25 protein-coding genes are annotated in these 25,237 nt (G+C 72.9%); 12 read left to right on the top strand and 13 right to left on the bottom strand.

Going from position 1 to position 25,237, the window contains the following annotated elements; all coding sequences use genetic code 11:
* Positions 1-30 precede the first annotated feature (30 nt).
* The 4 genes from AB0M30_RS10365 (at position 31) to AB0M30_RS10350 (ending at position 4,268) form a co-directional block, all read left to right on the top strand.
* Positions 31-918, top strand: coding sequence for a peptidase (locus AB0M30_RS10365; RefSeq protein ID WP_364582277.1), 888 nt, complete (start codon positions 31-33; stop codon positions 916-918).
* An 81-nt stretch (positions 919-999) separates the two neighbouring features.
* Positions 1,000-2,394 carry an alpha/beta hydrolase gene (locus AB0M30_RS10360; protein ID WP_364582274.1) on the top strand — a complete coding sequence of 465 codons (1,395 nt, stop codon included), beginning with the start codon at positions 1,000-1,002 and terminating at the stop codon, positions 2,392-2,394.
* A 41-nt stretch (positions 2,395-2,435) separates the two neighbouring features.
* On the top strand, positions 2,436-2,759 hold the full coding sequence (locus AB0M30_RS10355; protein ID WP_364582271.1) for a hypothetical protein: 324 nt from the start codon (positions 2,436-2,438) through the stop codon (positions 2,757-2,759).
* Between the two features lie 117 nt (positions 2,760-2,876).
* Positions 2,877-4,268, top strand: a complete 1,392-nt coding sequence (locus tag AB0M30_RS10350; protein ID WP_364582268.1) for a class II 3-deoxy-7-phosphoheptulonate synthase — start codon at positions 2,877-2,879, stop codon at positions 4,266-4,268.
* Between the two features lie 7 nt (positions 4,269-4,275).
* On the opposite strand, the gene AB0M30_RS10345 is transcribed toward AB0M30_RS10350, so the two are convergent.
* The gene (locus AB0M30_RS10345) at positions 4,276-5,058 is read right to left on the bottom strand and encodes an SDR family oxidoreductase (protein WP_364582265.1); all 783 of its coding nucleotides are present in this window, start codon (positions 5,056-5,058) and stop codon (positions 4,276-4,278) included.
* Between the two features lie 86 nt (positions 5,059-5,144).
* On the opposite strand from AB0M30_RS10345, the gene AB0M30_RS10340 reads away from it, so the two are divergent.
* On the top strand, positions 5,145-5,981 hold the full coding sequence (locus AB0M30_RS10340; RefSeq protein ID WP_364582262.1) for a helix-turn-helix transcriptional regulator: 837 nt from the start codon (positions 5,145-5,147) through the stop codon (positions 5,979-5,981).
* A complete protein-coding gene (locus AB0M30_RS10335; RefSeq protein ID WP_364582259.1) occupies positions 5,968-6,177 on the top strand; it encodes a hypothetical protein in 210 nt (69 codons plus the stop codon). Before AB0M30_RS10340 ends, AB0M30_RS10335 begins: the two co-directional genes overlap by 14 nt.
* Positions 6,178-6,186: 9 nt before the next feature.
* Here the strand turns inward: AB0M30_RS10335 and AB0M30_RS10330 are convergent, their stop codons facing one another.
* The 5 genes from AB0M30_RS10330 to pknB form a co-directional block, all read right to left on the bottom strand.
* A complete protein-coding gene (locus tag AB0M30_RS10330) occupies positions 6,187-7,500 on the bottom strand; it encodes a wax ester/triacylglycerol synthase family O-acyltransferase (RefSeq protein WP_364582256.1) in 1,314 nt (437 codons plus the stop codon).
* A gap of 185 nt (positions 7,501-7,685) precedes the next feature.
* Positions 7,686-8,387 (bottom strand): hypothetical protein, encoded by a 702-nt coding sequence (locus AB0M30_RS10325; protein WP_364582253.1) that lies wholly within the window; start codon positions 8,385-8,387, stop codon positions 7,686-7,688.
* Between the two features lie 138 nt (positions 8,388-8,525).
* Positions 8,526-10,031, bottom strand: coding sequence for an SPFH domain-containing protein (locus tag AB0M30_RS10320; RefSeq protein ID WP_364582251.1), 1,506 nt, complete (start codon positions 10,029-10,031; stop codon positions 8,526-8,528).
* Between the two features lie 228 nt (positions 10,032-10,259).
* Entirely contained in the window at positions 10,260-10,469 is a 210-nt protein-coding gene (locus AB0M30_RS10315; RefSeq protein WP_003100783.1) for a hypothetical protein, read from the bottom strand.
* Positions 10,466-12,499 carry a Stk1 family PASTA domain-containing Ser/Thr kinase gene (gene pknB / locus AB0M30_RS10310; RefSeq protein WP_364582249.1) on the bottom strand — a complete coding sequence of 678 codons (2,034 nt, stop codon included), beginning with the start codon at positions 12,497-12,499 and terminating at the stop codon, positions 10,466-10,468. Before pknB ends, AB0M30_RS10315 begins: the two co-directional genes overlap by 4 nt.
* A 103-nt stretch (positions 12,500-12,602) precedes the next feature.
* On the opposite strand from pknB, the gene AB0M30_RS10305 reads away from it, so the two are divergent.
* The 3 genes from AB0M30_RS10305 to AB0M30_RS10295 all read left to right on the top strand — a co-directional run bounded on the left by AB0M30_RS10305 (position 12,603) and on the right by AB0M30_RS10295 (position 14,601).
* A complete protein-coding gene (locus tag AB0M30_RS10305; protein ID WP_364582246.1) occupies positions 12,603-12,971 on the top strand; it encodes an Rv2175c family DNA-binding protein in 369 nt (122 codons plus the stop codon).
* Between the two features lie 451 nt (positions 12,972-13,422).
* Positions 13,423-13,839: a hypothetical protein gene (locus tag AB0M30_RS10300; RefSeq protein ID WP_364582244.1), complete on the top strand. Its 417-nt coding sequence runs from the start codon at positions 13,423-13,425 to the stop codon at positions 13,837-13,839.
* A 240-nt stretch (positions 13,840-14,079) separates the two neighbouring features.
* Positions 14,080-14,601 carry a CGNR zinc finger domain-containing protein gene (locus AB0M30_RS10295; protein WP_364582241.1) on the top strand — a complete coding sequence of 174 codons (522 nt, stop codon included), beginning with the start codon at positions 14,080-14,082 and terminating at the stop codon, positions 14,599-14,601.
* A gap of 4 nt (positions 14,602-14,605) precedes the next feature.
* Here the strand turns inward: AB0M30_RS10295 and AB0M30_RS10290 are convergent, their stop codons facing one another.
* The 5 genes from AB0M30_RS10290 to merB are packed head-to-tail and all read right to left on the bottom strand — an operon-like array spanning position 14,606 to position 19,620.
* Entirely contained in the window at positions 14,606-15,385 is a 780-nt protein-coding gene (locus AB0M30_RS10290; RefSeq protein ID WP_364582239.1) for an LLM class F420-dependent oxidoreductase, read from the bottom strand.
* Entirely contained in the window at positions 15,382-16,308 is a 927-nt protein-coding gene (locus AB0M30_RS10285) for a phytoene/squalene synthase family protein (protein ID WP_364582238.1), read from the bottom strand. Before AB0M30_RS10285 ends, AB0M30_RS10290 begins: the two co-directional genes overlap by 4 nt.
* Positions 16,305-17,777 (bottom strand): phytoene desaturase family protein, encoded by a 1,473-nt coding sequence (gene crtI / locus AB0M30_RS10280; protein WP_364582235.1) that lies wholly within the window; start codon positions 17,775-17,777, stop codon positions 16,305-16,307. Before crtI ends, AB0M30_RS10285 begins: the two co-directional genes overlap by 4 nt.
* Before the next feature lies 1 nt (position 17,778).
* Positions 17,779-18,870 (bottom strand): polyprenyl synthetase family protein, encoded by a 1,092-nt coding sequence (locus tag AB0M30_RS10275; protein ID WP_364582232.1) that lies wholly within the window; start codon positions 18,868-18,870, stop codon positions 17,779-17,781.
* Positions 18,871-18,930: 60 nt separating this feature from the next.
* Positions 18,931-19,620 (bottom strand): organomercurial lyase, encoded by a 690-nt coding sequence (gene merB, locus AB0M30_RS10270; RefSeq protein WP_364582229.1) that lies wholly within the window; start codon positions 19,618-19,620, stop codon positions 18,931-18,933.
* 50 nt (positions 19,621-19,670) lie between these two features.
* Between merB and metF the strand changes: the two genes are divergently transcribed.
* The 3 genes from metF (at position 19,671) to AB0M30_RS10255 (ending at position 23,788) form a co-directional block, all read left to right on the top strand.
* Complete coding sequence (metF, locus tag AB0M30_RS10265; RefSeq protein WP_364582227.1) at positions 19,671-20,555, top strand: methylenetetrahydrofolate reductase [NAD(P)H]; 885 nt, start codon at positions 19,671-19,673, stop codon at positions 20,553-20,555.
* A gap of 42 nt (positions 20,556-20,597) precedes the next feature.
* Positions 20,598-22,277 carry a DUF885 domain-containing protein gene (locus tag AB0M30_RS10260; protein WP_364582224.1) on the top strand — a complete coding sequence of 560 codons (1,680 nt, stop codon included), beginning with the start codon at positions 20,598-20,600 and terminating at the stop codon, positions 22,275-22,277.
* A gap of 638 nt (positions 22,278-22,915) precedes the next feature.
* Positions 22,916-23,788 (top strand): EamA family transporter, encoded by an 873-nt coding sequence (locus AB0M30_RS10255; protein WP_364582221.1) that lies wholly within the window; start codon positions 22,916-22,918, stop codon positions 23,786-23,788.
* Positions 23,789-23,807: 19 nt separating this feature from the next.
* Here the strand turns inward: AB0M30_RS10255 and AB0M30_RS10250 are convergent, their stop codons facing one another.
* The gene (locus AB0M30_RS10250) at positions 23,808-24,380 is read right to left on the bottom strand and encodes a GNAT family N-acetyltransferase (RefSeq protein ID WP_103339588.1); all 573 of its coding nucleotides are present in this window, start codon (positions 24,378-24,380) and stop codon (positions 23,808-23,810) included.
* Positions 24,377-24,889: a YbaK/EbsC family protein gene (locus AB0M30_RS10245; protein ID WP_364582219.1), complete on the bottom strand. Its 513-nt coding sequence runs from the start codon at positions 24,887-24,889 to the stop codon at positions 24,377-24,379. Before AB0M30_RS10245 ends, AB0M30_RS10250 begins: the two co-directional genes overlap by 4 nt.
* Positions 24,890-25,237 lie beyond the last annotated feature (348 nt).

Here is a 25,237-nt window from a genome sequence, read left to right as displayed (position 1 = left end):
ACGATTCACTTCTGCGGAAGGTGGGGCGTCTTGAAGCACACGAAACTCCGGGCCGCGGTGGTCACCGCCGTCCTCTCGCTCGCGTTCGCCCTGGTCGGGGCCCCCGCCCAGGCCGCGCCGAAACCCTTCTGGACGCCCGATGCCATGCGGGCGGCCGTCCCGATGGACTCCCTCGTCAAAGCGCCGGCCGCGACGCCGAAGGACGTGGCCAAGGGACAGAGCCAAATCATCCGGAGCATCCCGAACGGCGGCGGGCCCTGGACCGGCGGCGGCAAGGTCACCCAGACCGCCGGGCGCGTGTTCTTCCTCTTCAACGGCCAGAAGGCCTCCTGCTCCGGGGACGCCGTCACCAGCACCAACGGCAGTGTCGTCGTCACCGCCGGGCACTGCGTGAAGTACCAGGGCACCTGGCACACCCAATGGACCTTCGTGCCCGGCTACGACAACGGCAACGCCCCCTACGGCCAGTGGACGGCGAGGACCACCCTCACCACGCCGCAGTGGGAAGCCAGTGAGGACATCAACTACGACGTCGGCATGGCCGTCGTGAACCCGCTCAACGGCCAGCGGCTCACCGATGTCGTCGGTGCGCAGGGCATCGCCTTCAACCAGCCGAAGAACCAGAACATGTACACCTTCGGCTACCCGGCCGCGGCGCCCTACGACGGCACCAAGCTGATCTACTGCAGCGGCAGCACCTTCACCGACTTCCTGCTGACCAAAGACCACGGCATGAGCTGCAACATGACCGGCGGTTCCAGCGGCGGTCCGTGGTTCCTCTCGTTCAACGAGGGCACCGGCGCCGGCGTGCAGGCCTCGGTGAACAGCTTCGGCTACAACTTCCTGCCGGGCTACATGTTCGGGCCGTACTTCGGCACCGACGCGCAGAACCTCTACAACCGCGCGCAAGCCGCGTGACCGCCGTCAGCCCAGGGGCGGAGCGGGAGTTCCGGTCCCTGGGCTGACGTCGGCGCGGGCCGGCCCCGGCAGGCTCGGGGCATGCGGAAAACCCTGATCGCGCTGGCTTTCCTGCCCTCGCTCGCGGCACCTCCGGCGGAGGCGGCCCCGAACCTCGAGTGGACGGCCCCCTGCCCGGACTACGGCATGTCGCCGTCCCCGACCGCCGGCCTCGAATGCGCCACCCTGCGCGTGCCGCTCGACTACGCGCACCCGGATCGCACCATCGAGCTCACCCTGTCCCGCCACCTCGGCACCCCCGGCCGGCGCCGCGGCGTGCTGCTGATGAACCCCGGCGGGCCGGGCAGCCCCGGGCTCGCCATGCCCGCCCAGCTGCAGCAGCGCATGGGCGGCTCCGGCCTGCCGGACGCCTACGACGTCATCGGCTTCGACCCCCGCGGCACCACCTACAGCACGCCGGTGACCTGCGGCATGACGACGCCGGAAGAGCGCGGTGCCGTGCTCGGCCCGTACGCCGGCGGGCCGCGGGACGTCGTGGCCACGGCGGCGAAAGCGCGGGCCGTGGCCGAAAAATGCGGTTCTGCGTCCACAAAGGACCTGCTGCCGCACATGACGACCGCGAACACCGCCCGCGACCTCGACCGGATCCGGGAAGCGCTGGGGGAGAAGAAGATCTCCTACTACGGCGTCTCCTACGGCAGTTACCTCGGCGCCGCCTACGCGTCGATGTTCCCGGCCCGCACGGACCGGATCGTGCTCGACAGCGTCCTCGGCCCGCGTGGCCTCGACGTCGGCGGCAACCAGCGGTTCGCCGAAGGGTTCGACGACCGCTTCCCGGACTTCGCCGCGTGGGCCGCCCAGCGCGACGATGTCTACCACCTGGGGCGGACGCCGGCGGCGGTGACGGCGAAGTTCTTCGAGCTCGCCGCCGTCCGGGGGCCGGAGTTCCGGTCCGACACGTGGAACGGCCTCTACGACGACGCGTCCTTCCAGGCCGTGGCCAGGAACTGGGCGGGCACCGCGCGCACGGCGGCCGGGCCGCCCGCCGGCGACAACCACGCCGCCCTGCAGCTGCAGGTGCTCTGCAACGACGCCGACTGGCCCGAGCAGGTCGGCTACTACCAGCGCGCGGTCGAACGCGAACGGGTGCGGCACCCGATGTTCGGCCCGGCCGCGGCGAACGTGAACCCGTGCGCGTTCTGGCCCGTCGAACGCGCCGAGCCGCCGGTGCGCGTCGGCGGCCCCGGTCCGGCGAACGTCCTGCTGGTGCAGAACCTGCGCGACCCGGCGACCCCGCTGTCCGGCTCGCGCGAGACGCGGGCGGCGTTCGGGGCCCGCGCGCGGATGGTGACCGTCGACGCCGGCGGGCACGGCGTCTTCACGCGGGAAAACGCTTGCGGAAACGCGGCGGTGCTGGGCTATCTGCGTGACGGGGTCTTCCCCGCGACCGATGGCACCTGTCAGTCTGGAGGGTGAGGGGGACATTTCCCCCTCGGGGGAAATGAGGGGAAAAACTGATGAAAAGAATGTTGTTCTTCGTCGTGTCCGTGCTGGCCGCGGTCCTGCTGGCGGCCCCTTCGGCGGGAGCGGAACCCGCCGCGCGGGGCCCGATCTGCATTCCGGAAGCCCTGTGGCTCTACGGTTCAGGCGGAACCGCGACCTGCATGGCGGCGCCGAATCCGTCGATCACCCCGCCGTTCACCGCGTTTTCCGAAAGCAACGGCAGTCAGGACGCCTGGTGCCTGTATTCCCGGCCGAACTACTTCGGTTTCCCGACGCGGATCCCGGCGTTCTCGAGCGCCAATGTGCGGCTGACGGTCGCCTCGGCGCGGCCCTGCTGAGCGGGACGCACCCGCCGGGGTGGGGTGGTCGCGCAGCGTGACCGCCCCGCCCCGGTCACCGGCCGCGGTGGCGAACCGGGCGAAGCGCTTCGAGGCGCGAACCTTATCCTGGTCTGCGTGAACTGGACTGTGGACGTCCCCGTCGACACACTGCCCGAGCTGCCGCCCCTGCCGCCCGAACTGCGGACGCGGCTCGACAAGGCGCTGGCGCTGCCGGCCGCCCAGCAGCCGGAGTGGCCCGACCCCGAGGCGACCCGGCGGGTCCGCGGCGTGCTGGAGAGCGTGCCGCCGATCACCGTCCCGGCCGAGATCGACCGGCTGAAGAGCCGGCTGGCGATGGTCGCCAACGGCGAGGCCTTCCTCCTGCAGGGCGGCGACTGCGCGGAGACGTTCGAGTCCAACACCGAGCCACACATCCGGGCCAACCTGCGCACGCTGCTGCAGATGGCCGTCGTGCTCACCTACGGCGCGAGCCTGCCGGTGGTCAAGGTCGGCCGCATCGCCGGCCAGTACGCGAAGCCGCGCTCGGCCGCGACGGACGCGCTGGGCCTGCCGGTGTACCGCGGCGACATCATCAACTCCCTGGTCGCCAAGCCCGAGCTGCGCGTGCCGGACCCCGGCCGGATGATCCGCGCCTACGCGAACGCGGGCGCGGCGATGAACCTGGTCCGGGCCCTCACCGCCGCCGGCATGGCCGACCTGCACCAGGTGCACGACTGGAACAAGGACTTCGTGTCGGCGTCGCCGGCCGCGCAGCGCTTCGAGTCGCTGGCCAACGAGATCGACCGCGGCCTGCGGTTCATGTCGGCGTGCGGCGTCACCGACACGTCCCTGCAGTCGACGGAGATCTTCGCCAGCCACGAGGCGCTGCTGCTCGACTACGAGCGGTCGATGCTGCGCCTCGACAACGCCGACGCCGCCAACCCGAAGCTCTACAACCTCTCTTCGCACTTCCTCTGGATCGGCGAGCGGACCCGCCAGCTGGACGGCGCGCACATCGCGTTCGCCGAGCTGCTGGCCAACCCGATCGGGTTGAAGATCGGCCCGACGACCACGCCCGACCAGGCGGTGGAGTACGTCGAGCGGCTCGACCCGCGCTCCGAGCCGGGCCGGCTGACGCTGATCGCGCGGATGGGCAACGGCAAGGTCCGCGAGGTGCTGCCGGCGATCGTGGAGAAGGTCGAAGCGTCCGGACACAAGGTCATCTGGCAATGCGACCCGATGCACGGCAACACCCACGAGTCCTCCACCGGTTACAAGACCCGCCACTTCGACCGGATCGTCGACGAGGTCCAGGGCTTCTTCGAGGTGCACAACAAGCTGGGCACCTACCCCGGCGGCATCCACGTCGAGCTGACCGGCGAGGACGTCACCGAGTGCCTGGGCGGCGCCCAGGAGATCTCGGACGTCGACCTGTCGGGCCGCTACGAGACGGCCTGCGACCCGCGGCTGAACACCCAGCAGTCGCTGGAGCTGGCGTTCCTGGTCGCGGAGATGCTCCGCGGCTGAACCCCGCTCACGCCCCGGCACCGCCGTCGACCGGCACGATCGCGCCGGTCACCATGGACGCGCGGTCGCTGAGCAGCCAGGCCGCCGCCTCGGCGACCTCGCGGGGTTCGGCCATGCGGCCGAGCGGGATCGAGGCGTTGATCCGCTCGACGACCCCGGGGGTCGCGGCTTCCCACACGTCGATCATGTCCGTAGCGGTGCCGCCGGGGGTGATCCCGTTGACCCGGATGCCGTGCGGGGCCCAGGTCACGGCCGCGGTCTCGGTGATGCTGTTGAGCGCCCGCTTCATGGCGCCGTAGGCGGGCAGGGCGGGGTTGGCGCGGCGGCTGCCGATGCTGGAGGTGTTGACGATCGCCCCGCCGCCGCTGCGGCGCATGAGCGCGGCCTCGGCGGTCATGGCGGTCCAGTGCGCGCGGAAGTTCACCGCGAACTGCTGGTCGATCTCTTCTTCGGCGGTGGTCTCCAGCGGGCCGGGCTGCTGGATGGCCGCGCCGTTGTTGAACGCGCCGTCCAGGCGGCCGTGCCGCTGCTCGACGTGGTCGACCGCGGCCCGGATGCTCGCGGAATCGGCCAGGTCCAGCGCGACGGCGTCGGCGGTGCCGCCCGCGTCGCGGATCTCGCCGGCGATGCGGTCGAGCGACTCGGTGCCGCGCGAGGCCAGCACGACGGCGGCGCCTTCGCGGGCGAAGAGGCGGGCCGCGGCCGCGCCGATGCCGCGACTGGCGCCGGTGATGAGCACGACCTTCCCGGTGAGCAGGCCGATCGGGGGAAATTCACTGGTGTTCGTCATGCCCTCGACGCTGCCCCGGTCCGCGGCCGGCAGACAGGCATCATCCGTACCAGGATCGGGCCCGGAGGCGTCCGCATACTGAAAGCATGGACAAGCAGGAGCTCGGGGCGTTCCTCCGCAGCCGTCGTGAGCGGCTGCGGCCGCAGGACGTCGGCCTGCCCGCCGGGCCGCGCCGGAGAACGCCGGGCCTGCGCCGCGAGGAGGTGGCGGTGCTCGCGCACATCTCGACCGAGTACTACGTCCGCCTCGAGCAGGGCCGGGCGCCGCGCCCGTCGGGCGAGGTCCTGGCCGGGATCGCCGGTGCGCTGCGGCTGACCGACGCGGAGTCCGAGCACCTGCACGTCGTGGCGGGCACCGCGCCCATCCGGAGCGGCCGACACCGCCGTGACGTGCGTCCCAGCATCCTGGCCCTGCTGCGGCGGCTGCCGCAGACGGCCGCCATCGTCATCTCCGCCACGTTCGAGGTGCTGGCCTGGAACGACCTCGCGGCGGCGCTCATGGAGGACTTCGCCGAGGCCTCTCCCGAGGAGCGCAACCTCGCCCGCAAGGCGTTCCTGGGGCCGGCCCAGCCGCCGTACGGGATCTCCGACGCCGCCGAATTCCGGCTCACCGTCGTCACGGAGCTGCGCGCCACGCTGGCCCGCTACCCGGCCGACCCGGCGGTGCACGAGCTCGTCGACGAACTCCGCGCGGGCAGCGCCGACTTCGCCCGGCTGTGGGACCGGCACGACGTGCAGGCGACGCCGGTGCTCACCAAGACCTTCCGGCACCCGGCGGTGGGGGACGTGACGGTCGATTGCGACTCTCTCGCCCAGCCCGAGCGTGACCAGCACCTGGTGCTTTACACGGCGCCGCCCGGTTCTCGCGGGGCGGAGGCGCTGGCGTTCCTGGAGGTGGTCGGCTCGGCGGGTGTCACATCCTGACGAGCGCCGTCAGGAGGCGTCGAGCAGCCGGGCCTTCCGGCACCCGGCGGTGGGGGACGTGACGGTCGATTGCGACTCTCTCGCCCTGCCGGACGGCGACCAGCACCTGGTGCTTTACACGGCGCCGCCGGGCTCGCGCGGGGCGGAGGCGCTGGCGTTCCTGGAGGTGGTCGGCTCGGCGGGTGTCACATCCTGACGAGCGCCGTCAGGACGCGTCGAGCAGCCGGGCCGCGGACTTCAGGACCGCGTCCCGCAGCGAACCGACGTCCGGGACCGCCGCGCCGTTGGCCTGCAGTCCGATGTGGACCGAATCCCGGTACGTCGCGACCGCGATGCCGACGGCGTGGCGCGGGGCCAGCGGCACGAACGGGTAGACCTCCGCCATCCGGGCACCGTCGAGGGACAGCCGGGCCGGGGGCACCGGGACCGTGGTGATCACCAGGTCGAACAGCATCGGCGCGGCCCGGCCCGCCGTGCGGGTGCCCAGGCGGTGCAGCAGCGGCGGGACACGCCCGGCCAGCAGCGGCAGCGCGCCGGCGCCGCGGCTCGGGCCCGCCGCCTTGTTGCGGGTCATCACCCGGCGGACCACCCGCAGCCGCTCGACCGGGTCGTCCTCGCCGACCGGCAGGTCGCACAGGTACCCCGAAAGCTTGTTGCCGCCGACCTGATCGCCCGCGCGGCCGCGCACGCTCACCGGGATCAGCGCGCGCAGCGTGCGGCCGTCGGCACGCTGCCCGCGGTTCACCAGCCACTCGCGCAGGGCCCCCGCGAGCACCGCCAGCACGACGTCGTTGGTCGTCCCGCCGTGGGCGCGGCGCACCCGGCGCAGCTCGGCCAGCGGCAACCGGACGAACCCGAGGCGCCGCTCGGCCGACGGCGGGGCCGACACCGGCGACAGCGGCGGTCGTGCGGCGCGCACCAGCGAAGACGCGATCCCGGCCGCCTCGTTCGCCTGGCCCCACGCCGTGCCCAGCGCGTCCTTCACCGTGTCCAAAGTGGAGCGCGGCGCCGGGATCGGGCGGGGCGCGGCGCCGGTTTCCGGCAGCTTGACGCCGTCGAGCAGCCCGGCCGCGACCGCGTACGCGCCGGCGCCGTCGGTCAGCGCGTGGTGGAGTTTCAGCAGCAGTGCGAACTTCCCGTCCGGCAGCCCGGTGACCAGGGTCAGGTCCCACAGCGGCCGGGACGTGTCGAGCGGCTCGGCGATCCACCGCGACGCGTAGGCGGCGAGGGGGTCCGGCTCGTACAGCGAGCTCAAGGCGACCTGGTGGATGTGGTCGGCGGCAACGAAACCCGGGTCGTCGGCCCAGCTCGCCGAGCCCGGCGGGAACAGTTCCGTGCGCGCCCGCTGGCGCAGCTTCGGCAGCCGGGCGGCCCGTCGCGCGAGCAACGCCGTCAACGCGGCCGGGTCCACCGGGCCGCGGGCGGTGAAGGTGACCACCGCACCCATGTGCATCGGAGAGGTTTCGCTTTCCAGGCAAAGGAAAGCGACATCGAGTGCGCTGAGCGGCGAGCCTGCCATGGGCGACCTTTCCGGGTTCGCGGGGGGCGCACGGCCACGTGCGTCGGAAGGGAAGGAACCCACTGCACCAGCCCGACGTGACAGCCGGGTGGTCGAAGTGTTTCCACCACGCTAACGAGCGACCCCGTTCCGCCATTCGAGACACCCCGGGCGGTGGTGCCCCGGCTCACAGATGGGGAAAGAACTCATTCCCCCGGAGCATGCTCGGGTTTTTCCGCCTGGGCCACCGGTGTGCCCCAATCGGGGGTGAGCGCGACCTGCTTGCCGACGCGGCGCACCGGCAGGCCGTTCACCTGCCGCCGGCCCAGCCCCGGCCAGATTTCCGCGGCGTCCTTCGCCGCCGAGCGGATCGCGCCGCCGTCGAGCGTCGTGCGGGTTTCCGGGATCTCCCGGTCCGTCCACTGCACGACCAGCTTCAGCGGGCCGGCCGAGGGCAGCGGCCACAGGAACACCTCGTGCTCGACGGCGAACCGCGTGCCGCCGACCGGCTGGGCCCGCAGCACCGGGGCGTCCGGTTCGGACGCGGACGGCACCGAGACCGTCTCGGAGCTCGCCCGGCTGCCGTCGGCGTAGAGCACGCCGATGAGCAGCCCGTTGTAGTCGGTCTTGCGCCGGTGGTCGATCAATCCCTCGGTGGGTTCCTCGACCAGGCTGTCCCGGGAGTACACCGTGACGCGCAGTGTCACCGCTTCCGGCCACACCTCGATGGCCCGCAGCGCGACCACCGTGCGCTCGGAGCGGCCCAGCGGCTGCGCCCACGGCAGCACGGCCGGGACGATGTGCTCGCGCGGGGGGTCGGTCCAGTGCCGTCCGTTGAAGGCGTAAAGCTCCTGCTCCGGAACGGGGAACAGGGGACGCTCACGGGGACCGCCGGTGAAGAAGCTCATCGGACGGCCCGCGACGCACGGTCCGGCACCATGCGCCCACGGTAGGACAACCGAGCGGGAATTTCCGCCCCCGAACGGGGGTACGGCCCCCGCGGCCCGTGATCCGGGACACAGAGGCCGTACACCGAGCGTGACGGGTCAGTCGCTGAGCTTCAGTTCGCCGTTGCGCCGGGCGGACTCGTCGAGCTCCTTCTCGGCCGGCTTGCCCATGGCGTCCATCAGCTGCCGGGCCAGGCCGACGCCGGTCCCGCCGAGCGACAGCGCCTTGGCGAACATGTCGGACATGCCGTCGGCGCCGTTGAGCACGACCATGTGGTCGATGTTGCCGAACGCGCTCGCGCCCGCCTCGACGATCTCCGGCCAGCGCTCGGCCAGCTGCTGCGCGACGACGGCTTCCTGGTTCTCCGCCAGCGCCGCCGCCCGCGCCTTGATGGCGTCCGCTTCGGCGAGCCCCTTCGCCCGGGCCGACTCGGCTTCGGCGAGGCCACGCGCCTTCGCGGCTTCCGCCTCCGCCAGGCCGCGGGCCTTGGCCGCGGCCGCCTCGGCCTCACCCGTCGCCCGGGTCGCGCCCGCCATCGCCTCGGCACGGGCCTTGGTGGCCTGGGCCTCGGCCTCGGCGGCCGTCTTCACGCGGGTCGCGTCCGCCGCGGCCCGCAGCTCGGTCTCCCTCGCCTCGGCCTGGGCCTTGGCGATCGAAGCGTCACGGGCGGCGTCGGCCGTGGTCCGCGTGTCGTAGGCCTTCGCGTCGGCCGGCTTGCGGACCTGCGACTGCAGCCGCTGCTCGGCCAGCGCCGCCTCCAGCTCGGCGGCACGGGTCTCCTGGACGACGACCTCCTGGCGCGCGGTCGCCTCGGCGAGCGGGCCCGACTGCGACGCCTTCGCCCGCGCCTGGTCGACCTCGGCCTGGTAGCCGGCCTGCTGGATCTGGCTTTCGCGGACCGCGGCGGCCTTCTTCGCGGCCGAGACCTGCTCGACCTCGGCGGCCTCCTGGTCGCGCTGCGCCTCGGCGATCCGGGCCGACGCGGCGATCGCGGCGGCGTGCGGCTTGCCGAGGTTGTTGATGTAGCCGGACTCGTCGTCGATCTCCTGGATCTGCAGCGAGTCGACGATCAGCCCCAGCTTGATCATCTCGGTGGCCGAGGACTGGCGCACCTCGCCGGTGAGCGCGTCCCGGTTGTGGATCATCTCCTCGATGGTCAGCCCGCCCACGATCGAGCGCAGGTGCCCCGAGAACAGCTCGTGGATCGTGTCGTTCATGCCTTTTTGCTGGTCCAGGAACCGGCGGGCGGCGTTGGCGATCGAGGCGAAGTCGTCCCCGACCTTGTAGATGACGACGGCCCGCACGGTGACCGGCAGCCCCTGCTTGGTCACGCACGAGACCTGCAGGTTGACGCCGCGGGTGTCCAGCGACAGCCGCCGCGCGGTCTGGAACCCGGGGATGACGTTCACCCCGCGGCCGGTGATGATCTTGAACCCCAGGCTGTCCGCGGTGTCCGCGCGGTCGACGCGGACGCCCAGCCCGGAGATGATCAGCGCTTCGTTCGGTTCGGCCACTTTGTACAGCAGCCGCAGGATCCCGAAGACGACGATCAGCACGGCGATGACGCCACCGGCGGAAACCAGCAGGATCTCCACGAGGCTCATGGCACCGACCCCCCTCGTTCTGTTCTGTTGTGGTGTGTTGGTGCCTCTTCCACGCCGTCAGCGGCTCAGGGGTTGCCAGCGTTCGACGGAAATTCGGCGCCGGATGGCGGCCGGTCGGCTGCGGTTCTCCGGCGGGCCGGTTTCCTGGTTTGGCGGGCGTCGAGGAGGTGCCGCCGGCCGCTCAGGGCGTGCCTGGGGTCGCCGAGAGGGCGCCGCGGGCTGTCGCCGTCAGCGGCTCAGGGGTTGCCAGCGTTCGACGTAAACCGTGCGCGGCGGTTCGAAGTCGACCACCAGCACCTGCGTTCCCGACGTGAACGTCTCCTCCGGGTCGGCCGGGTACGCGTAGAACGCCTCCGTGCCGCCCCGGACGTTCAGGAGCACCTCACCGATGAGGCCGGGGCCGATCGTGCCCGTCACGCGGCCCCGGCTGCCGATCATCCCCCGAAGCCCTTCAGCTTGACCTTGGAGTTCTTCGCCACGAACGTGCCCGGCGCCGGGTCCTGCTGGAAGACGAAGTCGAACCCGCCGCCGCCACCGCCGCCGGGACCACGGCCGCGGCCGCCGTCGCGGTCGGCCTTCAGGCCGGCCTGCTCCAGGATCTTCTGGGCGTCCTCGAACGAGCGGAACCGGACGTCCGGCACCTGGACGGCGTTGTTGACGAACACGCCGATCCGCTTGGCCTTGGCCGTGGCGTTCGCCGGCGGGTCGGTCCGGGTGACGGCGCCGGCCGGGATGTCCTGCTTGAACTCCTCGCCCGCCTGGAACGGCTCGAACCCGGCCTGCTGCAGCAGGCCGAACGCCTCGTCCTTGGACCGGCCCACGACGTCCGGGACCGGCGGCAGCGGGATCGGGCCCTTCGACACGATGATCGTGACCTGGCCGCCGATGGTCAGCTGGCTGCCCGCCGCCGGCGTGGTGCGGATGACCGCGCCCTGCGGGACTTCGGCGTCGAAGTCGTCGGTTCCCCGGACCGGGGTCAGCTGGGCCGCCTTGATCGCCTGCTGGGCGTCGGGCAGCGCGGTGCCCGGCCGGATGTCCGGCACCTGCGGGCGGCCCTTCGACAGCACCACCGAGACCGTCGCGTTCGGCGACAGCGTCGTGCCCTCCGCGGGGTCGGCGCGCAGCACGGTGTTCGACGGCGCCGTGTTGTCGTACTCCTGGCTGAACCGCGGGTTCAGCTTCACCGCCCGCAGCGCGTCACCGGCCGCGGCCTGGTTCAGCCCGACCAGCTTCGGCACCTGCGCGGTCTTTTCGCCGCCGGTGTCGGTGAGGATGAAGGCGAACGCCCCGATCAGCCCCCCGAGCAGCAGCACCGCGGCCGCGATCACCAGGATCCGCTTGCGGTTGTCCAGCGGCTTCTCCGGCTCGGGCCGGCTGCGCCGCCGCGGCGGCGGCGGGGTGAGCGGCGGGGTGAGCGAGGGCGAGAGGGCCGGGGGAGCGGCGTGGCTCAGCGCCCGGGTCGCGTTCGGCCGGTGCACCGGCATCGTCTTCTCGGTGTCCGGGACCTGCGGGATCCGCGGCAGCGTGCGCTCGGTGTCGGCCAGGTCGCCCTGGCCGTGGGACACCGGGATCGGCACGGTCACCGGCAGCAGCCCCAGCTGGGCGCGCACCGCGGTCAGCTCGGTGAGGAACTCCCCGGCGTCGGCCGGGCGCAGCTGCGGGTCCCGCCGCGTCGCGCGGACGACCAGGTCGTCGAGCGCCGGCGGCAGGTCCGGGCGCAGCTCGCTCGGCCGCGGCACGTCGTCGTTCACGTGCCGGTAGGCCACCGAGATCGCGGTGTCACCGGTGTAGGGCACCCGGCCGGTCAGCATTTCGTACAGCAGGATCCCGGCCGAGTAGACGTCGCCGCGCGAGGACGCCGCGCCGGTGGCGACCTGCTCGGGGGAGAGGTAGGCGACCGTGCCCAGGATGACGCTCGAACTGGTCGTGCCGGCGCTCGCCACGGCCCGCACCAGGCCGAAGTCCGCGACCTTCACCGCCCCGCCGGTGTGCTGCCCGACCCGGCCGATCAGCACGTTCTCCGGCTTCACGTCCCGGTGCACCAGGCCGGCCCGGTGCGCGGCGGCCAGCGCCGACAGCACGGGCTCGGCGACGCTCAGCGCCAGCGCGACGTCCAGCGGGCCGTGGTCGTCCAGCAGGTCGCGCAGCGTCCCGCCGTCGACCAGCTCCATCACCAGGAACGCCAGGCCCGACTCCGCACCCTGGGGCAGGTCGAAGCCCTGGTCGTGCACCGCCACGACGTGCGGGTGGTGCAGCTGCGCCGCGGACTGCGCCTCCCGCACGAACCGGTCCACGAACGACCGGTCGTCGGCGAAGCGCGGGTCCATGATCTTGATCGCGACCGGACGGTCCAGCCGGGTGTCCGTCCCCCGATAGACGGAAGACATTCCGCCGTGGGCGAGCAGCCGGTCCACCCGGTAGCGCCGCTCCAAAAGCGTGCCGACCAGGCTGGGTTGGGTGCGTGTCACGAGTATGGATCGTACGGAACCGCGCACGCCTCGTGGAGGAGACCTCGCGGGTCACCCATGCGCACTAGCGGGTGAGGGGACGGAATGTGGCACAGTGTCACCTGTGAGTGGGATTCCTGTCGCCGAAGACATCCTCGACACCGCCATCGCGGTCCTTCCGCTGACGGAGGTGGCGACCGTCCTCGGGACCTCGACCAACAAGGTCCGGCAGATGCTGCGCGACGGGCAGCTGATCGCGGTCCGGCGCCGCGGCGAACTGTGCGTGCCCGGCGACTTCTTCGTCAAGGACGGCGTCGTCAAGGGCCTGACCGGGACGATCACCGTGCTCGCCGACTCCGGGTTCTCCCGGACCGAGATGCTGCGGTGGCTGTTCGCCGAAGACGACACGCTGCCCGGGAGCACGCCCATCAACGCGCTGCGCACCAGCCACGGCACCGAGGTGAAGCGGCGCGCCCAGGCCATGGCGTTCTGACCTCCTGAAACAGGCCATGGCCGCAAGTAGCTGAACGGCGGCCGCGGTCAGCAGGCACCCCGGGAGCGACCACGCCGCGAGGGGGCCGGCCAGCGCCGCTCCCGCGGCCAGCCCGGTGATCTTCACGCTCGCCGCGGTCGTGAACACCTGCGCGCGGACGTGCTCCGGTGCTTCGCGGTGGCGGATCGCGAACAACGCCGTGAGCTGCGGACCTTCGGCGAATCCGGCCAGCACGGCCGCGACGACGACGCCGTGCCCGCTCGCGGCGACGAGGCAGCTCACCGCCAGGAGGAGCGTGCTCAGCCGGACGATCCGGTCGGGTGCCCACGGCAGCGGTTTCTTCGCGAGGATCGCGTTGGCCAGCAGGGACGCCACGGCCAGGACCGTCAGCAGCAGTGCGCCGTCCGCCGGGCCGCGCAGGTGCGCCGCGCCCAGCAGCGGGTAACACACGGTGACCATGCCGATTCCGGCGCAGGAAATCGCCGAGGCGGCGGTCGCCCGCCGCAGCGGTGCGTTGCGGACCAGAACCCTGAAGCCGTCCTTGAGGCGGGCGTTCCCGGGTGACCGCTTCGGCAGCGACCACGCCACCGGGATCGCCGCGGCGACCAGGCCGACCGCGACCACGAGCCCGGCCGGCCCGCCGAGGAGCCCGGCCAGGCCGGGCCCGGCGAGCGCGGCGGCGGTGAACGTCATGGCGTCGAGGCGGCCGGCCTTCGGCAGGGCGGGCCCGGCGACCGCGGGCAGCTGCGCGGTCCAGCCGCCGGCGATGGCCGGGTTGAGCAGGCCGGTCACGACCGCGACTGCGACGACGCATTCCAGCGGCAGGCGGCCGAACACGGCGGTGACCAGCGCGATCCCGCCCGCGTAGCCACCGAGTGCGACGGCGAGCAGCCGCCCCGGGGTCGCGCTGCGGTCCAGCAGGGTGCCGAACACCGGTCCGCCCACGGCGGCGGCCGCGGTCAGCCCGGCGAGCAGCGCCGCGCCGGCGTGCGGGCCCGCGGTCATCCCGAGCAGCAGCAGCGCGGGCCCGGAGAGCTCGTCACCGGTCCGGGCGAGCGTGGCACCGAGGAGGTAACGTCTTATCACTGGCAAGACGTTACAATGAGGCATGGCCTTTCCGCACCGGGATTCCGTGCAGCGCGCGGTGGACCTGCTGATCGTGGTGCTCGCCCCGGCCCCCGACCCGGCCGCGGTCGCCCGGGTCCTGCGCGAACACGGCGAACCTGAGCCGGCGCTGTCGCCGGAAGACGTCGCGGAACTACGGGCGGCGGCGCTGGAGCTGCGCGAAGTCTTCGCGGCGCGCGATGTCGCTTCGGCGGCTTCGGTGCTCAACGCGTTGTTCGCGGCGTACGCGGGCCCGCCGCGCTTGTCCGACCACGAAGACGGCTACGGCTGGCACCTGCACGCGGACGCGGCCGACGACGGGCCGTGGGGCGCGTGGCTGGTGACGTCGTCCGCGCTGGGGCTGGCGGCGCTGCTGGCGGAGCGCCAGGACGTCCCGGGCGGGCTGTGCGCGTCACCCTCGTGCGGCAAGCCGTTCGCCCACACGGGCGGCGGCAGCCCGCGGCGGTACTGCTCGCCCCGGTGCGCGACGCGCGAACGCGTCGCCGCGCACCGGGCGCGATCGTGAAAACTCAGCCCTGGGTCTTGTCGCGCCAGGCGATCCACTTCTCGAGGGCGCCCAGGTCGTAGTCCGGGCCGCCCACGCCGACGGTGAACGTCGTGACACCCAGCTCCAGCAGCTTCGGGCCCAGCTCGTCCGGCTCGCCCTGCACGCCGCAGGAACGTTCGATCTCGGCCGGGTCGCGGCCGACGTCCGCGCAGTGCTGGTCCAGGATCTTGACCTTGCGGGCGACGACCTCCGGGTCGCCGAAGCCGTGCCAGATGTCGCCGTGCCTGGCCACCAGCTTGAGGGTCTTTTTTTCGCCGCCGCCGCCGATCAGCACCGGGATCTTGCGGGTCGGCGCCGGGTTCAGCTTGCCGAGCCTGCTTTCGATCCGGGGCAGGGACTCCGCGAGGTCGTCGAGCCGGCCGCCGGCGGTGCCGAACTCGTAGCCGTACTCGTCGTAGTCCTTCTCGAACCAGCCGGAGCCGATGCCGAGGATGAGCCGCCCGCCGGAGATGTGGTCGACCGTGCGGGCCATGTCGGCGAGCAGTTCCGGGTTGCGGTAGCTGTTGCAGGTGACGAGCGCGCCGATCTCCACCCGGGACGTCGACTCCGCCCACGCGCCGAGCATCGTCCAGCACTCGAAGTGCATGCCTTCGGGGTCACCGTAGAGCGGGTAGAAGTGGTCCCAGTTGAAAACGATGTCGGCGCCGAGTTCTTCGGCGGCCGACGCGGTGCGCCGGATGCTGTCGTAGTCGGCGTGCTGCGGCTGGAGCTGCAAGCCGATCCGGATGCGTCGTTCGGTCATGATCGCAGCCTACGACCGCGCCCGGCCGTTTCGCGCGCCCAGACCGTGGCCAACCGGGGCAGCGCCACCACCAGTCTCCGCGACTTCGGCACCACCGCCCGCCGCGTCAAGATGTCGTAGTCCAGCGCGACGATCTCGTCGAGGATGGCCTGGTACAGCGTCAACGCCGTCCGCACGCACGGCCGCGATTCGGGACGCAGCAACGCCACGCCCGCTTCGGCCCGCCGGTACACCGCCCGGGTCCGCGCGACGAAGTACGCCATCGCCGCCCGGATCCGCGGATCGGGTCGCCGCGCCTCGAGCAGTTCACGCGAAACGCCGAACGCGGCCAGCTCGGCCAGCGGCAGGTAGAGCCGTCCCCGGTCGAGGTCCTCGCCGACGTCGCGCAGGAAGTTCGTCAGCTGGAACGCCTCGCCCAGCGCGATCGCGCCCGGCTCCGCGTCGGCGAGCGGGCCGACCGTGCCGAACACCGGCAGCATCTGCAGCCCGATCACCGCGGCCGAGCCGTACATGTAGTCGCCCAGCTCGGCGAAGGTCGCGTACTCGACCGGCGAGAGGTCCATCCGCATCGACTTCAGGAACGCGTCGAACAACTCTCGCGAGAGGTCGTAGCGCCGCACGGTGTCGGACAACGCCACGAGCACCGGGTCGGCCGGGGTCCCGCCCGCGAAGACGACGTCGACCATGTCGCCGACCCGGTCGAGGGAAGCCGCCGGGTCGGTGCCCGGCGCCGGGTTGTCGACCAGTTCGTCGGCCATCCGCGCGAACCCGTAGAGCGTGTGCGCGGCGGGCCGGGCCCGGGCCGGCAGCAGCCGCGTCGCGAGGAAGAACGTGCGGCCGTAGTGGGCGTTGATGCGGCGGCACTCGGTGTAGGCGGCGCGCAGGGCCGGTTCGGTGATGCCCGCCGCGTCGAGTTCGTTCACCGGCCGGTGATCCTTTCCGCCGCCAGTCGTCCGGAGATGAGCACCGGCGGGATGCCGACGCCCGGGGTGGTGCCGCAGCCGGCCAGCACGACGTTCCCGGCCGCGCGGACCAGGTTCGCCGGCCGGAACGGCCCCGTCTGGCCGAAGGTGTGCGCCAGCGAGAACGGCGTCCCGGCCATGAGGCCGCGCGCCGCCCAGTCCGCCGGGGTGATCGTCTCGTCGATGGTGAACTCGCCGCCGAAACCGGTCAGCCCGCGGGCCTCCAGCGTGCGAAGCAGCTCTTCGCGGTACGGCCCGCGGACGCGGTCCCAGTCGATCGGGCCGCGGCGCAGGTTCGGCGCGGGCGCGAGCACCGAGACGATCTCGCCGCCGCGCCCGGCCAGCCCCGGGTCGGTCGCCGTCGGCCGGGTGACCAGCAGCGACGGGTCGCTCATCAGCTTGCCCTCGCGGATGATCTCGGCGAACGTCCGCTCCCAGGCGCCGCCGAAGAAGATCGTGTGGTGGCCGAGGTCCCACTTTTCGCTCGTCCGCCCGTGCAGCACCACGGCCGACGGCGAGTAGCGCAGCGGCAGCGGGCGGCGGGGCCGCGCGCCGAGCAGCCGGTAGGCCGTGCCCAGCTCGGTGGCCAGCACCACGGCGTCGCAGGCGATCCGCTCGCCCGAGCGCGTCCGGACCGCGCGCACCCGCGAATTCACCCGTTCGAGCCACGCGGCTTCGGTGCCGAACCGCACGTCCGCGCCGGCCCGCGTGGCCGCCCCGGTCATCGCGCGGCCGATCTCGCCCATCCCGCCTTCGGGGTAGTAGACGCCGCCGACGGTGTCCATGTAGGAGATGACGCCGTACGCGCCGATCGCGCGGGCCGGGTCGAGGCCCGCGTAGAGCGCCTGGAAGGTGAACAGCCGCCGGACCCGCTCGTCCCGCAGGTAGCGGGCGACGCGGGGGCCGAGCCTGCCGAACCCGCCCAGCGTGCCGAGCTTCGCCAGCTCGGGGCGGGCCAGGGCGAGCGGCGAGTCGAAGTTCGCCGCCAGGAAGTGGTCCTTCTGCACGGCGTACAGCTCGGTCAGCCAGCGGCGCAGCGCCCGGTAGCCCGCCGCTTCGCGGGCGCCGGCGAAGGCGCGGATTTCGGCCTCCATCGCGTCGCCGTCCGTGCGCAGCGCCAGCGAGCTGCCGTCGGCGAACCGCGCCCGGTACGCCGGGTCGAGCCGGGTCAGGCGCAGGTTCTTGGCCAGCGGCTCGCCGACCGCGGCGAACGCCTCTTCGAGGAGCTCCGGCATGGTGAGCACGCTCGCGCCGGTGTCCACGGCGTTGCCGTCGAAGCTCCGCTGCCCGGCCCGCCCGCCCGGGACGTCCGCCTGTTCCAGCAGGGTGACCCGCCGTCCCGCGCCGAGCAGGTGCAGGGTCGCCGAAAGGCCGGCCAGCCCGGCCCCGATGACGACGACGTGGTCGGCCGGACCGTCGATCGTCCGCACGTCAGTAGGTCCGCTGGGTGGCCTTGACGACCAGCCCGGTCAGCGCGGCGGGAGCCGGCTCGGCCAGGTGCGCGCGGTCGAGGGCGGCCATCGCCGCCGTCGTCAGCTCGTCGATCCGGCGCTCGACCGCGTCGACCGCGCCGACCTGCTGCAACGCCATCCGGACGGTCTCGACGCCCTCGTCGGACAGGTCCGTGTCGCCGATCGCGTCCGCGATGACCGTGGCCGCGGCCTGCTCGCCCTTCTCCGCGGCGAGCTGCAGGCCGAGGGCGGCGAGCAGGGTGCGCTTGCCCTCGCGCAGGTCGTCGCCGGCGGGCTTGCCGGTGACCGACGGGTCGCCGAAGACGCCCAGCAGGTCGTCACGCAGCTGGAACGCCACGCCGACCTCGCCGCCGAACTCCAGCAGCGTGGCGATCAGCTCGTCGGACGCCCCGCCGAGCGCGGCGCCCAGGTGCAGCGGCCGCTGCACGGTGTAGGCGGCGGTCTTGAGCCGGTCGATCTTGAGCGCGGCCTCGACGGAGGCGTCCCCGGTCGCCTGCGTGCGGACGTCGAGGTACTGCCCGGCGAGCACCTCGGTGCGCATCGCGCGCCAGGCCGGGCGGGCCGCGGCCAGGGTCGCGGCGGGCAGGGCCGCGTCGGCGAACATGTCGTCCGCCCAGGCCAGCGCCAGGTCGCCGACGAGCACCGCGGTGGCCAGGCCGAACGTGGCGGGGGAGCCGAGCCAGCCGCGGTCGGCGTGCAGCTTCGCGCCCGCGATGTGCACGGTCGGGTTGCCGCGGCGGGAGTCGGAGGAGTCGATGAGGTCGTCGTGGATGAGCGCGCACGCCTGGATCAGCTCGAGGCTGGCCACCGCCTGCAGCACGCCTTCGGCGTCCGGGCCGGCCGGGTCGCCGCCCGCGCCGCGCCAGCCCCACCAGGCGAACGTCGGGCGCAAGCGCTTGCCACCGCCCAGCACGAACCCGCGCAGCGCGTCGATCCCGGCCGCCACGGTGGGCTCGGTCCCGAGGATCGCGGTGCCCGCCCGATCGAGGAACCCGGCCAGCGCGCGCTCGACGTGAACGGGTAGGTCGGTGTCGGCGACGGGCGCGTTCATCCCGCCATCCTCGCCGAACCCGCGGGCGCGCGGGCGCGCGGGGCACCCGGATGTGGCGAATCAGACTCCGGCCGTGGCGGCCCAGAACGGACCGGTGAGGCCCGCTTCGGCGAAGTAGGCGACGGCGTCGTGCGGCTCACGCCGCCGGTAGCCGCGCTCCAGCCGGCCCGCGTACCAGCCGCGCGCGAGCCGCCAGAGCGTGACGAGGTCCATGACGTACCCCTTGGCCTGCCCGGTCGCCGCGAGCCAGGCGTCCACACAGGACTCGCAGCAGAACAGCCGCTGGGTGCCGCAGGTGTGCAGCACGTCGTCCCACATCCGCGAGGCGGGCACCAGGAAGTGCGCCACCTGGGCGCCCTCCGGCGGTTCCGCGCGGTTCACGACCAGGGCGTGCGGCTGGGCGCAGCCGGGGCAGCGGGTCGCGACGAGCACCTCGGGCTCGGCCTCGACCAGGTGCGGGATGGCGAACGAGTCCCACGCGCAGCCGCCCCACCACAGCGTGTGCGAACCCATCACGGAGAACCCGAGCGACTTCGCCGCGAAGGGATGGGCCAGCACGACGTGCTCGCACTCGTCGAGCACCAGGTGGTGGGCGCCGGCGAGGCGGTGCAGCGCCTGCTTGGCGACGGCGAGCGACCCGCCCGCGGCGTCGGCCAGCTCCGGCCCGGTCGGTGCGCGGCCGCGGTCGGCGAAGGCGTGGTAAACGGCCAGGCGGACGTCTTCGTCCCAGCTCGCGTCGTCGTCCCTCATCGCTCACTCCTGCTATCGAGTCTAGAGCCGGGACCCTTAACATTCGAGACATGACGTCGGTGATCGAGCGGTTGCGCGGAGACGGGCCGAAGTTCTCCATCGAGTTCTTCCCACCCCGGGACACGGCGGACGAGGCCGTCCTCTGGAAGGCGATCCGGGAGCTCGAGCCCTACGACCCGGCCTACATGTCGATCACCTACGGGGCCGGCGGCTCCAGCCGCGACGGCACGATCCGCAGCATTGCCCGCGTCGCGACCGAGACCACGCTGGTGCCGATGGCGCACCTGACCGCGGTCAACCACTCCGTCGCCGAGCTGCGCAACGTGATCGGCTGGTACGCCTCGGTCGGCGTCCGCAACATCCTCGCCCTGCGCGGCGACCCGCCGGGCGACGTCTACGGCGACTGGATCCCGCACCCGGAGGGCCTGCAGTACGCCGAAGAGCTGGTCCAGCTCGTCCGTGAGCTGGGTGACTTCTGCATCGGCGTGTCGGCCTACACCTACGGCCACCCGCGCTCGCCCGAACTGGAGACCGACACGAAGTACCTGGTCCGCAAGCTGCGCGCCGGCGCCGACTTCGCGATCGCCCAGCTGTTCCACGACGCCGAGGACTTCCTGCGGCTGCGCGACCGGGTCGCCGCGACCGGCTGCGACGTGCCGGTGCTGCCCGGCGTCATGCCGCTGACGACGATGCGGACGTTGCAGACGACGATCAAGCTGTCCGGCGCGCCGGCGCCCCGGAAGCTCCTGGACCGGCTCGAACCGCTGGCCGACGACCCCAAGGCGTTCCGCGCGGCGGGCATCGACGTGACCACGGAACTGTGCGAGAAGCTGATCGCCGAGGGCGTGCCGAACCTGCACTTCTACACGTTCAACCGCTCCAAGGCGACGCGCGAGGTGATCGCGCGGCTGGGCCTCGTCCCGGCCCGTGCTTAAGTACGTACCACTGGGTCCACGTGGCCCGGTAGCGTGCGGCGCATGTCTACTGCTTCCGAAGGCGTGCACGAAATCTGTGACCGCTACGTCGACGACTACGTGGCCGCGGATCCGGTCGCGGCGACCGTCCACGGCGTCGCCGGCCACGACCACCGCCTGACCGACTACTCGGCGGACGGCTTCGCCGAGCGTGCCGGCCTGGCCGCGCGGGCGCACGCCGCCGTCACCGCCGCCGAGCCGCGCGACGCCGCCGAGCGCGCCGCCAAGGCCGTGTTCACCGAGCGCCTCGGCTTGGAGCTGGAGATCCACGAGGCCGGCCTCGACGTGGCGAGCCTGAACGTCATCTCCAGCCCGGTGCAGGAGCTGCGGATGGCGTTCGACCTGATGCCGCTGGAGACCGAGCAGGACTGGGCGGTCGTCTCGGCCCGGATCGCCGAGGTCCCCCGCGCACTCGCGAACGTCCGCAGCGGCCTGCTTTCGGCGGCCGACGCGGGACGCGTCTCGGCGCTGCGGCAGGTCGCGAAGGTGGCGGAGCAGTGCGAGACGTGGGCGGGCCTGAAGGAGGAGAAGAGCTTCTTCACCGAGCTCGTGTCGTCTTCGCCGGGTTCGGCGCTCGGCGCCGATCTCGCGCACCGCGCGCGGGCCGCGGACGAGGCGTTCGCGGAGTTCGCCGGGTTCCTGCGGGCCGAGCTGGCACCGAAGGCCCCGGTCAAGGACGCCGTCGGCGAGGACGTCTATCGCCTGTGGTCGCGCTACTTCGTCGGCGCGGCGCTGGACCTGCGGGAGGCCTACGAGTGGGGCTGGGCGGAGTTCGCCCGGATCGAGGCCGAAATGCGCGCGGTGGCGAACCGCATCAAGCCGGGTGCTTCCCCGGCCGAGGCGGCGGCGGCGCTGGACGCGGACCCGCGCTACCGCGTCCGCGGCCGCGCGGAGTTTGAGGCGTGGATGCAGCGCCTGTCCGACGACGCCCTGGAATCGTTGCGCGGCAAGCACTTCGACATTTCCGACCGCGTGATGGCCCTCGAGTGCAAGATCGCCCCGCCGGGCGGCGGAGTGGGCGCGTACTACACGGGACCGAGCGAGGACTTCGCGCGCCCGGGCCGCATGTGGTGGTCCCTGCCGGCGGGCCGCGACGAGTTCAGCACCTGGCGCGAGACGAGCACGGTGTACCACGAGGGAGCACCGGGCCACCACCTCCAGATCGCGACGGCGGTGGACCAGTCGGACGGGCTGAACAAGTACCAGCGGCTGCTGGCGTTCACCTCGGGCCACGCGGAGGGCTGGGCCCTGTACGCGGAGCGCCTGATGGAGGAACTGGGCTACCTGTCGGACGACGGCGACCTGCTGGGGATGCTGTCGGAGCAGCTGTTCCGCGCGGCCCGCGTGGTGGTGGACCTGGGCATGCACCTGGAGCTGGTGATCCCGGCCGGCACGGGCTTCCACGAGGGTTCGCGGTGGACGCCGGAGCTGGGACTGGAGTTCATGCTGACCCGCACGATCACCGACCAGGCCCACATCCGCGACGAGATCGACCGGTACCTGGGCTGGCCCGGCCAGGCCCCGGCGTACAAGATCGGCGAGCGCCTCTGGCTGGCGGCCCGATCGGACGCCCAGACCCGCGCGGGCGCCGGGTTCGACATCAAGCACTTCCACACGGAGGCGCTGAAGATGGGCGGGATGGGGCTGGACACGCTGCGGGAGCAGCTGGCCGGCCTGGACTGAGCGGCGGCTCGGGCGCCGGCGGTTTCGCCGGCGCCCGAGGCGTTCTCGATTCCGCTGTCGGCGGTTAGAATCACGGCGGAGGGTCCGGAGCGCACGCAGTGCGCGGCTTGTTCACCAAGCGGGTCCAGACGGCCGAAGGCGACCGGGCGGACCCGGACTGCCGCCGAAGGACACGAGGCACCACAACCGAAGACGACTTCAACCACCACCATCGGTACCGGGGCCGACGGCGCGATCGGTGAGGTCAAGTTGAGTCTCGGTTCCTGGGTGGCCGCCCCCTCTACGTCGTCCTTTGCCTCGCGGCGTGTTTCGTCGCCGCGTTGCCGGTGTGCGCCTACATCGCGAAGAAACGCGGGCCGGAAGGCCTGCGCGCCTTCGCCGAAGTCGTGCGCGCCTTCTGGGGACGGAAATCCTGAACTCCGCGCCGGTCCGGCTCGGCGGAAAACCCGTCGCGCTCACCCGAGCCGCGCCGGTAGGTTCGCCCCGTGCGCCGAATCCTCTTCGTGACCCCACCGCCCCGCGGCTGAGCGGGGTGCTCCCTCGCCGCGTGGCCTTCGAGGCCCGCGGCTGATTCGTGGTGCGCACGCACCCCGCGTTCGTCGAATTCCCTTTCCTTCGACGCAGACGCAGGAGCGTTCATGTCCCTCGTCCTTCCCACGCGCGCCCGGTCATCGGCCGCGCTCGTCCTCGCCGGCGTCCTCTGGGGCACCGGCGGCCTCGCCGGCTCGCTTCTCGGCCGGCGAGCCGGCCTCCACCCGCTCGCCGTCGCCGACTACCGGCTGCTCGTCGGCGGTGGGATCGCCACCCTCGTCGTCCTCCTGACCGGCGGCACCTTCCCGCGCACACCCGCCGCCGCCCGGCGCATCCTCGCCGTCGGCGGCCTGTTCGCCCTGTTCCAGGCGAGCTACTTCGCCGCCGTCGCGCTCAGCTCGGTGAGCGTTGCGACCATGACCACGATCGGGGCCGCGCCCGTTTTCGTCACCCTCGCGTCGGTCCGGAAACTCCGTCGCTGGACGGCGGTGTCCGTGGCGGGCACCCTCGCCGGGCTGGTGCTGCTCCAGTGGTCACCGGGCGAAGCGTTCTCGTCCGGAGGCCTCGGCTGCGCCTTGCTCGCGGCGGCGGGCTTCGCGACCCTCACGCTGGTCACCGCGAAGCCCGTCGAAGGCCTGGAGCCGTTGTCGACGACGGCGTTCGGCTGCCTCACCGGCGGCCTGCTGCTCGTCCCGGTCGCGAGCTGGTCCGGTATGGCGATCCCGCTGCACGCGGACGTCCTCGCGATCGTCTGCTACCTCGGCGCTGTCCCGACCGCGCTCGCGTACGCCGCGTACTTGCGCGGCCTGGCCGACGCGCACCCCGTGCTCGGCTCGCTGTCGGCGGTGCTCGAACCGCTGACGGCCGCGGTGCTGTCCGCCGCGCTGCTCGGTGAACGGCTGGGTGTCACGGCGTGGTGCGGCGCCGCCGTGCTGGTCGCGGCGCTGGCCGTCGGCTACTGGCGGCCCGAGCCGCGCTGAGGAACCGCTGCCCCTCGGCTCAGCGCGCGTCGAGGGGCAGCGCCCGCCCGAGGATCGCGAACGGCCGCGGGTCGCCCGCGAAGTGGTAGTCGCGCAGGACGTCGACGAAGCCGGTGCGGCGGTAGAGCTTCCACGCCCGGCTCGTGCCCTCGGGTGTCGACAGGAGGACGTTCGAGCTCGGGACGCCGTCCAGGAGGCTGCGCAGCAGGTCTTCGCCGATCTGGTGGCCCTGGTTCTCCGGCCGGACGTGGATCTCGGTCAGCTCGAAGTAGTCCGAAAGCCAGCGGTCGGCCTCGGCGGCCCCGGCCCGGCGGCTCAGGCCGTGGCGCACCTGCTCGTGCCACCACTGCCCGGCCCGGCCGCGGTAGCCGTAGGCCACGCCGAGCAGGACGTCGTCGGCGTCGAGCGCGGCCATGCAGCGCCAGCCCTCGCGCAGCGCGTGGGTGAGCCACATCGGCGCGCGCTGCTCGGCGGTGCCGGCCGGGTACCGCATCGCCCGGACGTAGATGTCGAGCGCTTCGGGCAGGCGGGCGCGGAACTCGTCCGAGGAGAGCTGGACGTAACGAGAGCAGCCGGCGGGCATCGCGGTCACGGCTGCCCATCTTCCTCCGCGCCGGCGAGCGCGCCCGGGGTGCCCCCGGTCAACGCCACCAGCCCGGCGAAGGTGGTGGGGAACACGGCCTTCGGGTGCCCGGCGGCGGCCCAGACGACGTCGTGGGCCCGCAGCGCGGTGTCGACCAGGGTGGGCAGCGGCTCGGGGTGCCCGACCGGGGCGACGCCGCCGATCGGCTGCCCGGTGTGCGCCCGCACGAAATCGGCGTCGGCCTTGCCGATTTCGCCCCCGGCCAGCTGCTCCAGGGTGGCCGGATCGGCGCGGTGGGCGCCCGACGTCAGCGCGAGGAGCGCTTTTTTGTCGGACCCCAGGCGGAAGATGAGGCTGTTGGCGATGGCCCCGACGGGCACGCCGAGCGCTTCGGCCGCCTGAGCGGCGGTCCGGACCTCGGCGGGCAGGACACGGATGCCCTCGGCGGCGGCGCGCTGCCCGGCTTCGGCCAGCGCGGCCGCCACCTTGGCGACGGCGGGGTGCTCCAGCGAACTCATGAACCTATGAGATCACGGCACCGACCTGGTGTCCCGCGGGATTCCACCCTGGGGTTGAGCGGACGCCACGGGCGGGGTTACTCTGGAAATTGTTCGAACAGGCGTTCGACATCAGGTGAGTGCGCACCGGCCAGGTGCCCGGAGCCGTCCCGGCCCCGGACCCCACCGGGCTCACCCGCGCAGGAGGAGGGTCGCCATGTCCGTCAAGGTCGTGTCCCCCACGGATCCCGGGCAGCCGGAGCTGCCCATGACGCTGCGCCCGCAGCCGGCCCCGGCGGGAGCCCCCCGCGGGCGATCCCGCCAGTGCTTGTCGGCGCCGGCAGAGCCCCGTCAGCGCACTTCGGCTCC

Origin of the sequence: Amycolatopsis sp. NPDC051716 (genome assembly GCF_040681595.1) — a bacterium.
GTDB lineage: Bacteria > Actinomycetota > Actinomycetes > Mycobacteriales > Pseudonocardiaceae > Amycolatopsis.
The sequence above is the reverse complement of the archived record's forward strand: the minus strand, read 5'-3'. Positions and strand labels throughout refer to the sequence as shown.

Excerpts from the sequence above, each read along its gene's own strand:
- AB0M30_RS10315 (WP_003100783.1), bottom strand. The coding sequence starts at position 10,469 with ATGATCGGCAGCCGGGGCCGCGTGACGGGCACGATCGGCCCCGGCCTC.
- AB0M30_RS10260 (WP_364582224.1), top strand. The coding sequence starts at position 20,598 with ATGTCTACTGCTTCCGAAGGCGTGCACGAAATCTGTGACCGCTACGTC.
- merB (WP_364582229.1), bottom strand. The coding sequence starts at position 19,620 with ATGAGGGACGACGACGCGAGCTGGGACGAAGACGTCCGCCTGGCCGTT.
- AB0M30_RS10325 (WP_364582253.1), bottom strand. The coding sequence starts at position 8,387 with ATGAGCTTCTTCACCGGCGGTCCCCGTGAGCGTCCCCTGTTCCCCGTT.
- AB0M30_RS10330 (WP_364582256.1), bottom strand. The coding sequence starts at position 7,500 with ATGGCAGGCTCGCCGCTCAGCGCACTCGATGTCGCTTTCCTTTGCCTG.
- AB0M30_RS10275 (WP_364582232.1), bottom strand. The coding sequence starts at position 18,870 with ATGAACGCGCCCGTCGCCGACACCGACCTACCCGTTCACGTCGAGCGC.
- AB0M30_RS10255 (WP_364582221.1), top strand. The coding sequence starts at position 22,916 with ATGTCCCTCGTCCTTCCCACGCGCGCCCGGTCATCGGCCGCGCTCGTC.
- AB0M30_RS10295 (WP_364582241.1), top strand. The coding sequence starts at position 14,080 with ATGGCCTTTCCGCACCGGGATTCCGTGCAGCGCGCGGTGGACCTGCTG.
- AB0M30_RS10345 (WP_364582265.1), bottom strand. The coding sequence starts at position 5,058 with ATGACGAACACCAGTGAATTTCCCCCGATCGGCCTGCTCACCGGGAAG.
- AB0M30_RS10245 (WP_364582219.1), bottom strand. The coding sequence starts at position 24,889 with ATGAGTTCGCTGGAGCACCCCGCCGTCGCCAAGGTGGCGGCCGCGCTG.
- AB0M30_RS10290 (WP_364582239.1), bottom strand. The coding sequence starts at position 15,385 with ATGACCGAACGACGCATCCGGATCGGCTTGCAGCTCCAGCCGCAGCAC.
- AB0M30_RS10340 (WP_364582262.1), top strand. The coding sequence starts at position 5,145 with ATGGACAAGCAGGAGCTCGGGGCGTTCCTCCGCAGCCGTCGTGAGCGG.
- AB0M30_RS10360 (WP_364582274.1), top strand. The coding sequence starts at position 1,000 with ATGCGGAAAACCCTGATCGCGCTGGCTTTCCTGCCCTCGCTCGCGGCA.
- metF (WP_364582227.1), top strand. The coding sequence starts at position 19,671 with ATGACGTCGGTGATCGAGCGGTTGCGCGGAGACGGGCCGAAGTTCTCC.
- AB0M30_RS10320 (WP_364582251.1), bottom strand. The coding sequence starts at position 10,031 with ATGAGCCTCGTGGAGATCCTGCTGGTTTCCGCCGGTGGCGTCATCGCC.
- AB0M30_RS10355 (WP_364582271.1), top strand. The coding sequence starts at position 2,436 with ATGAAAAGAATGTTGTTCTTCGTCGTGTCCGTGCTGGCCGCGGTCCTG.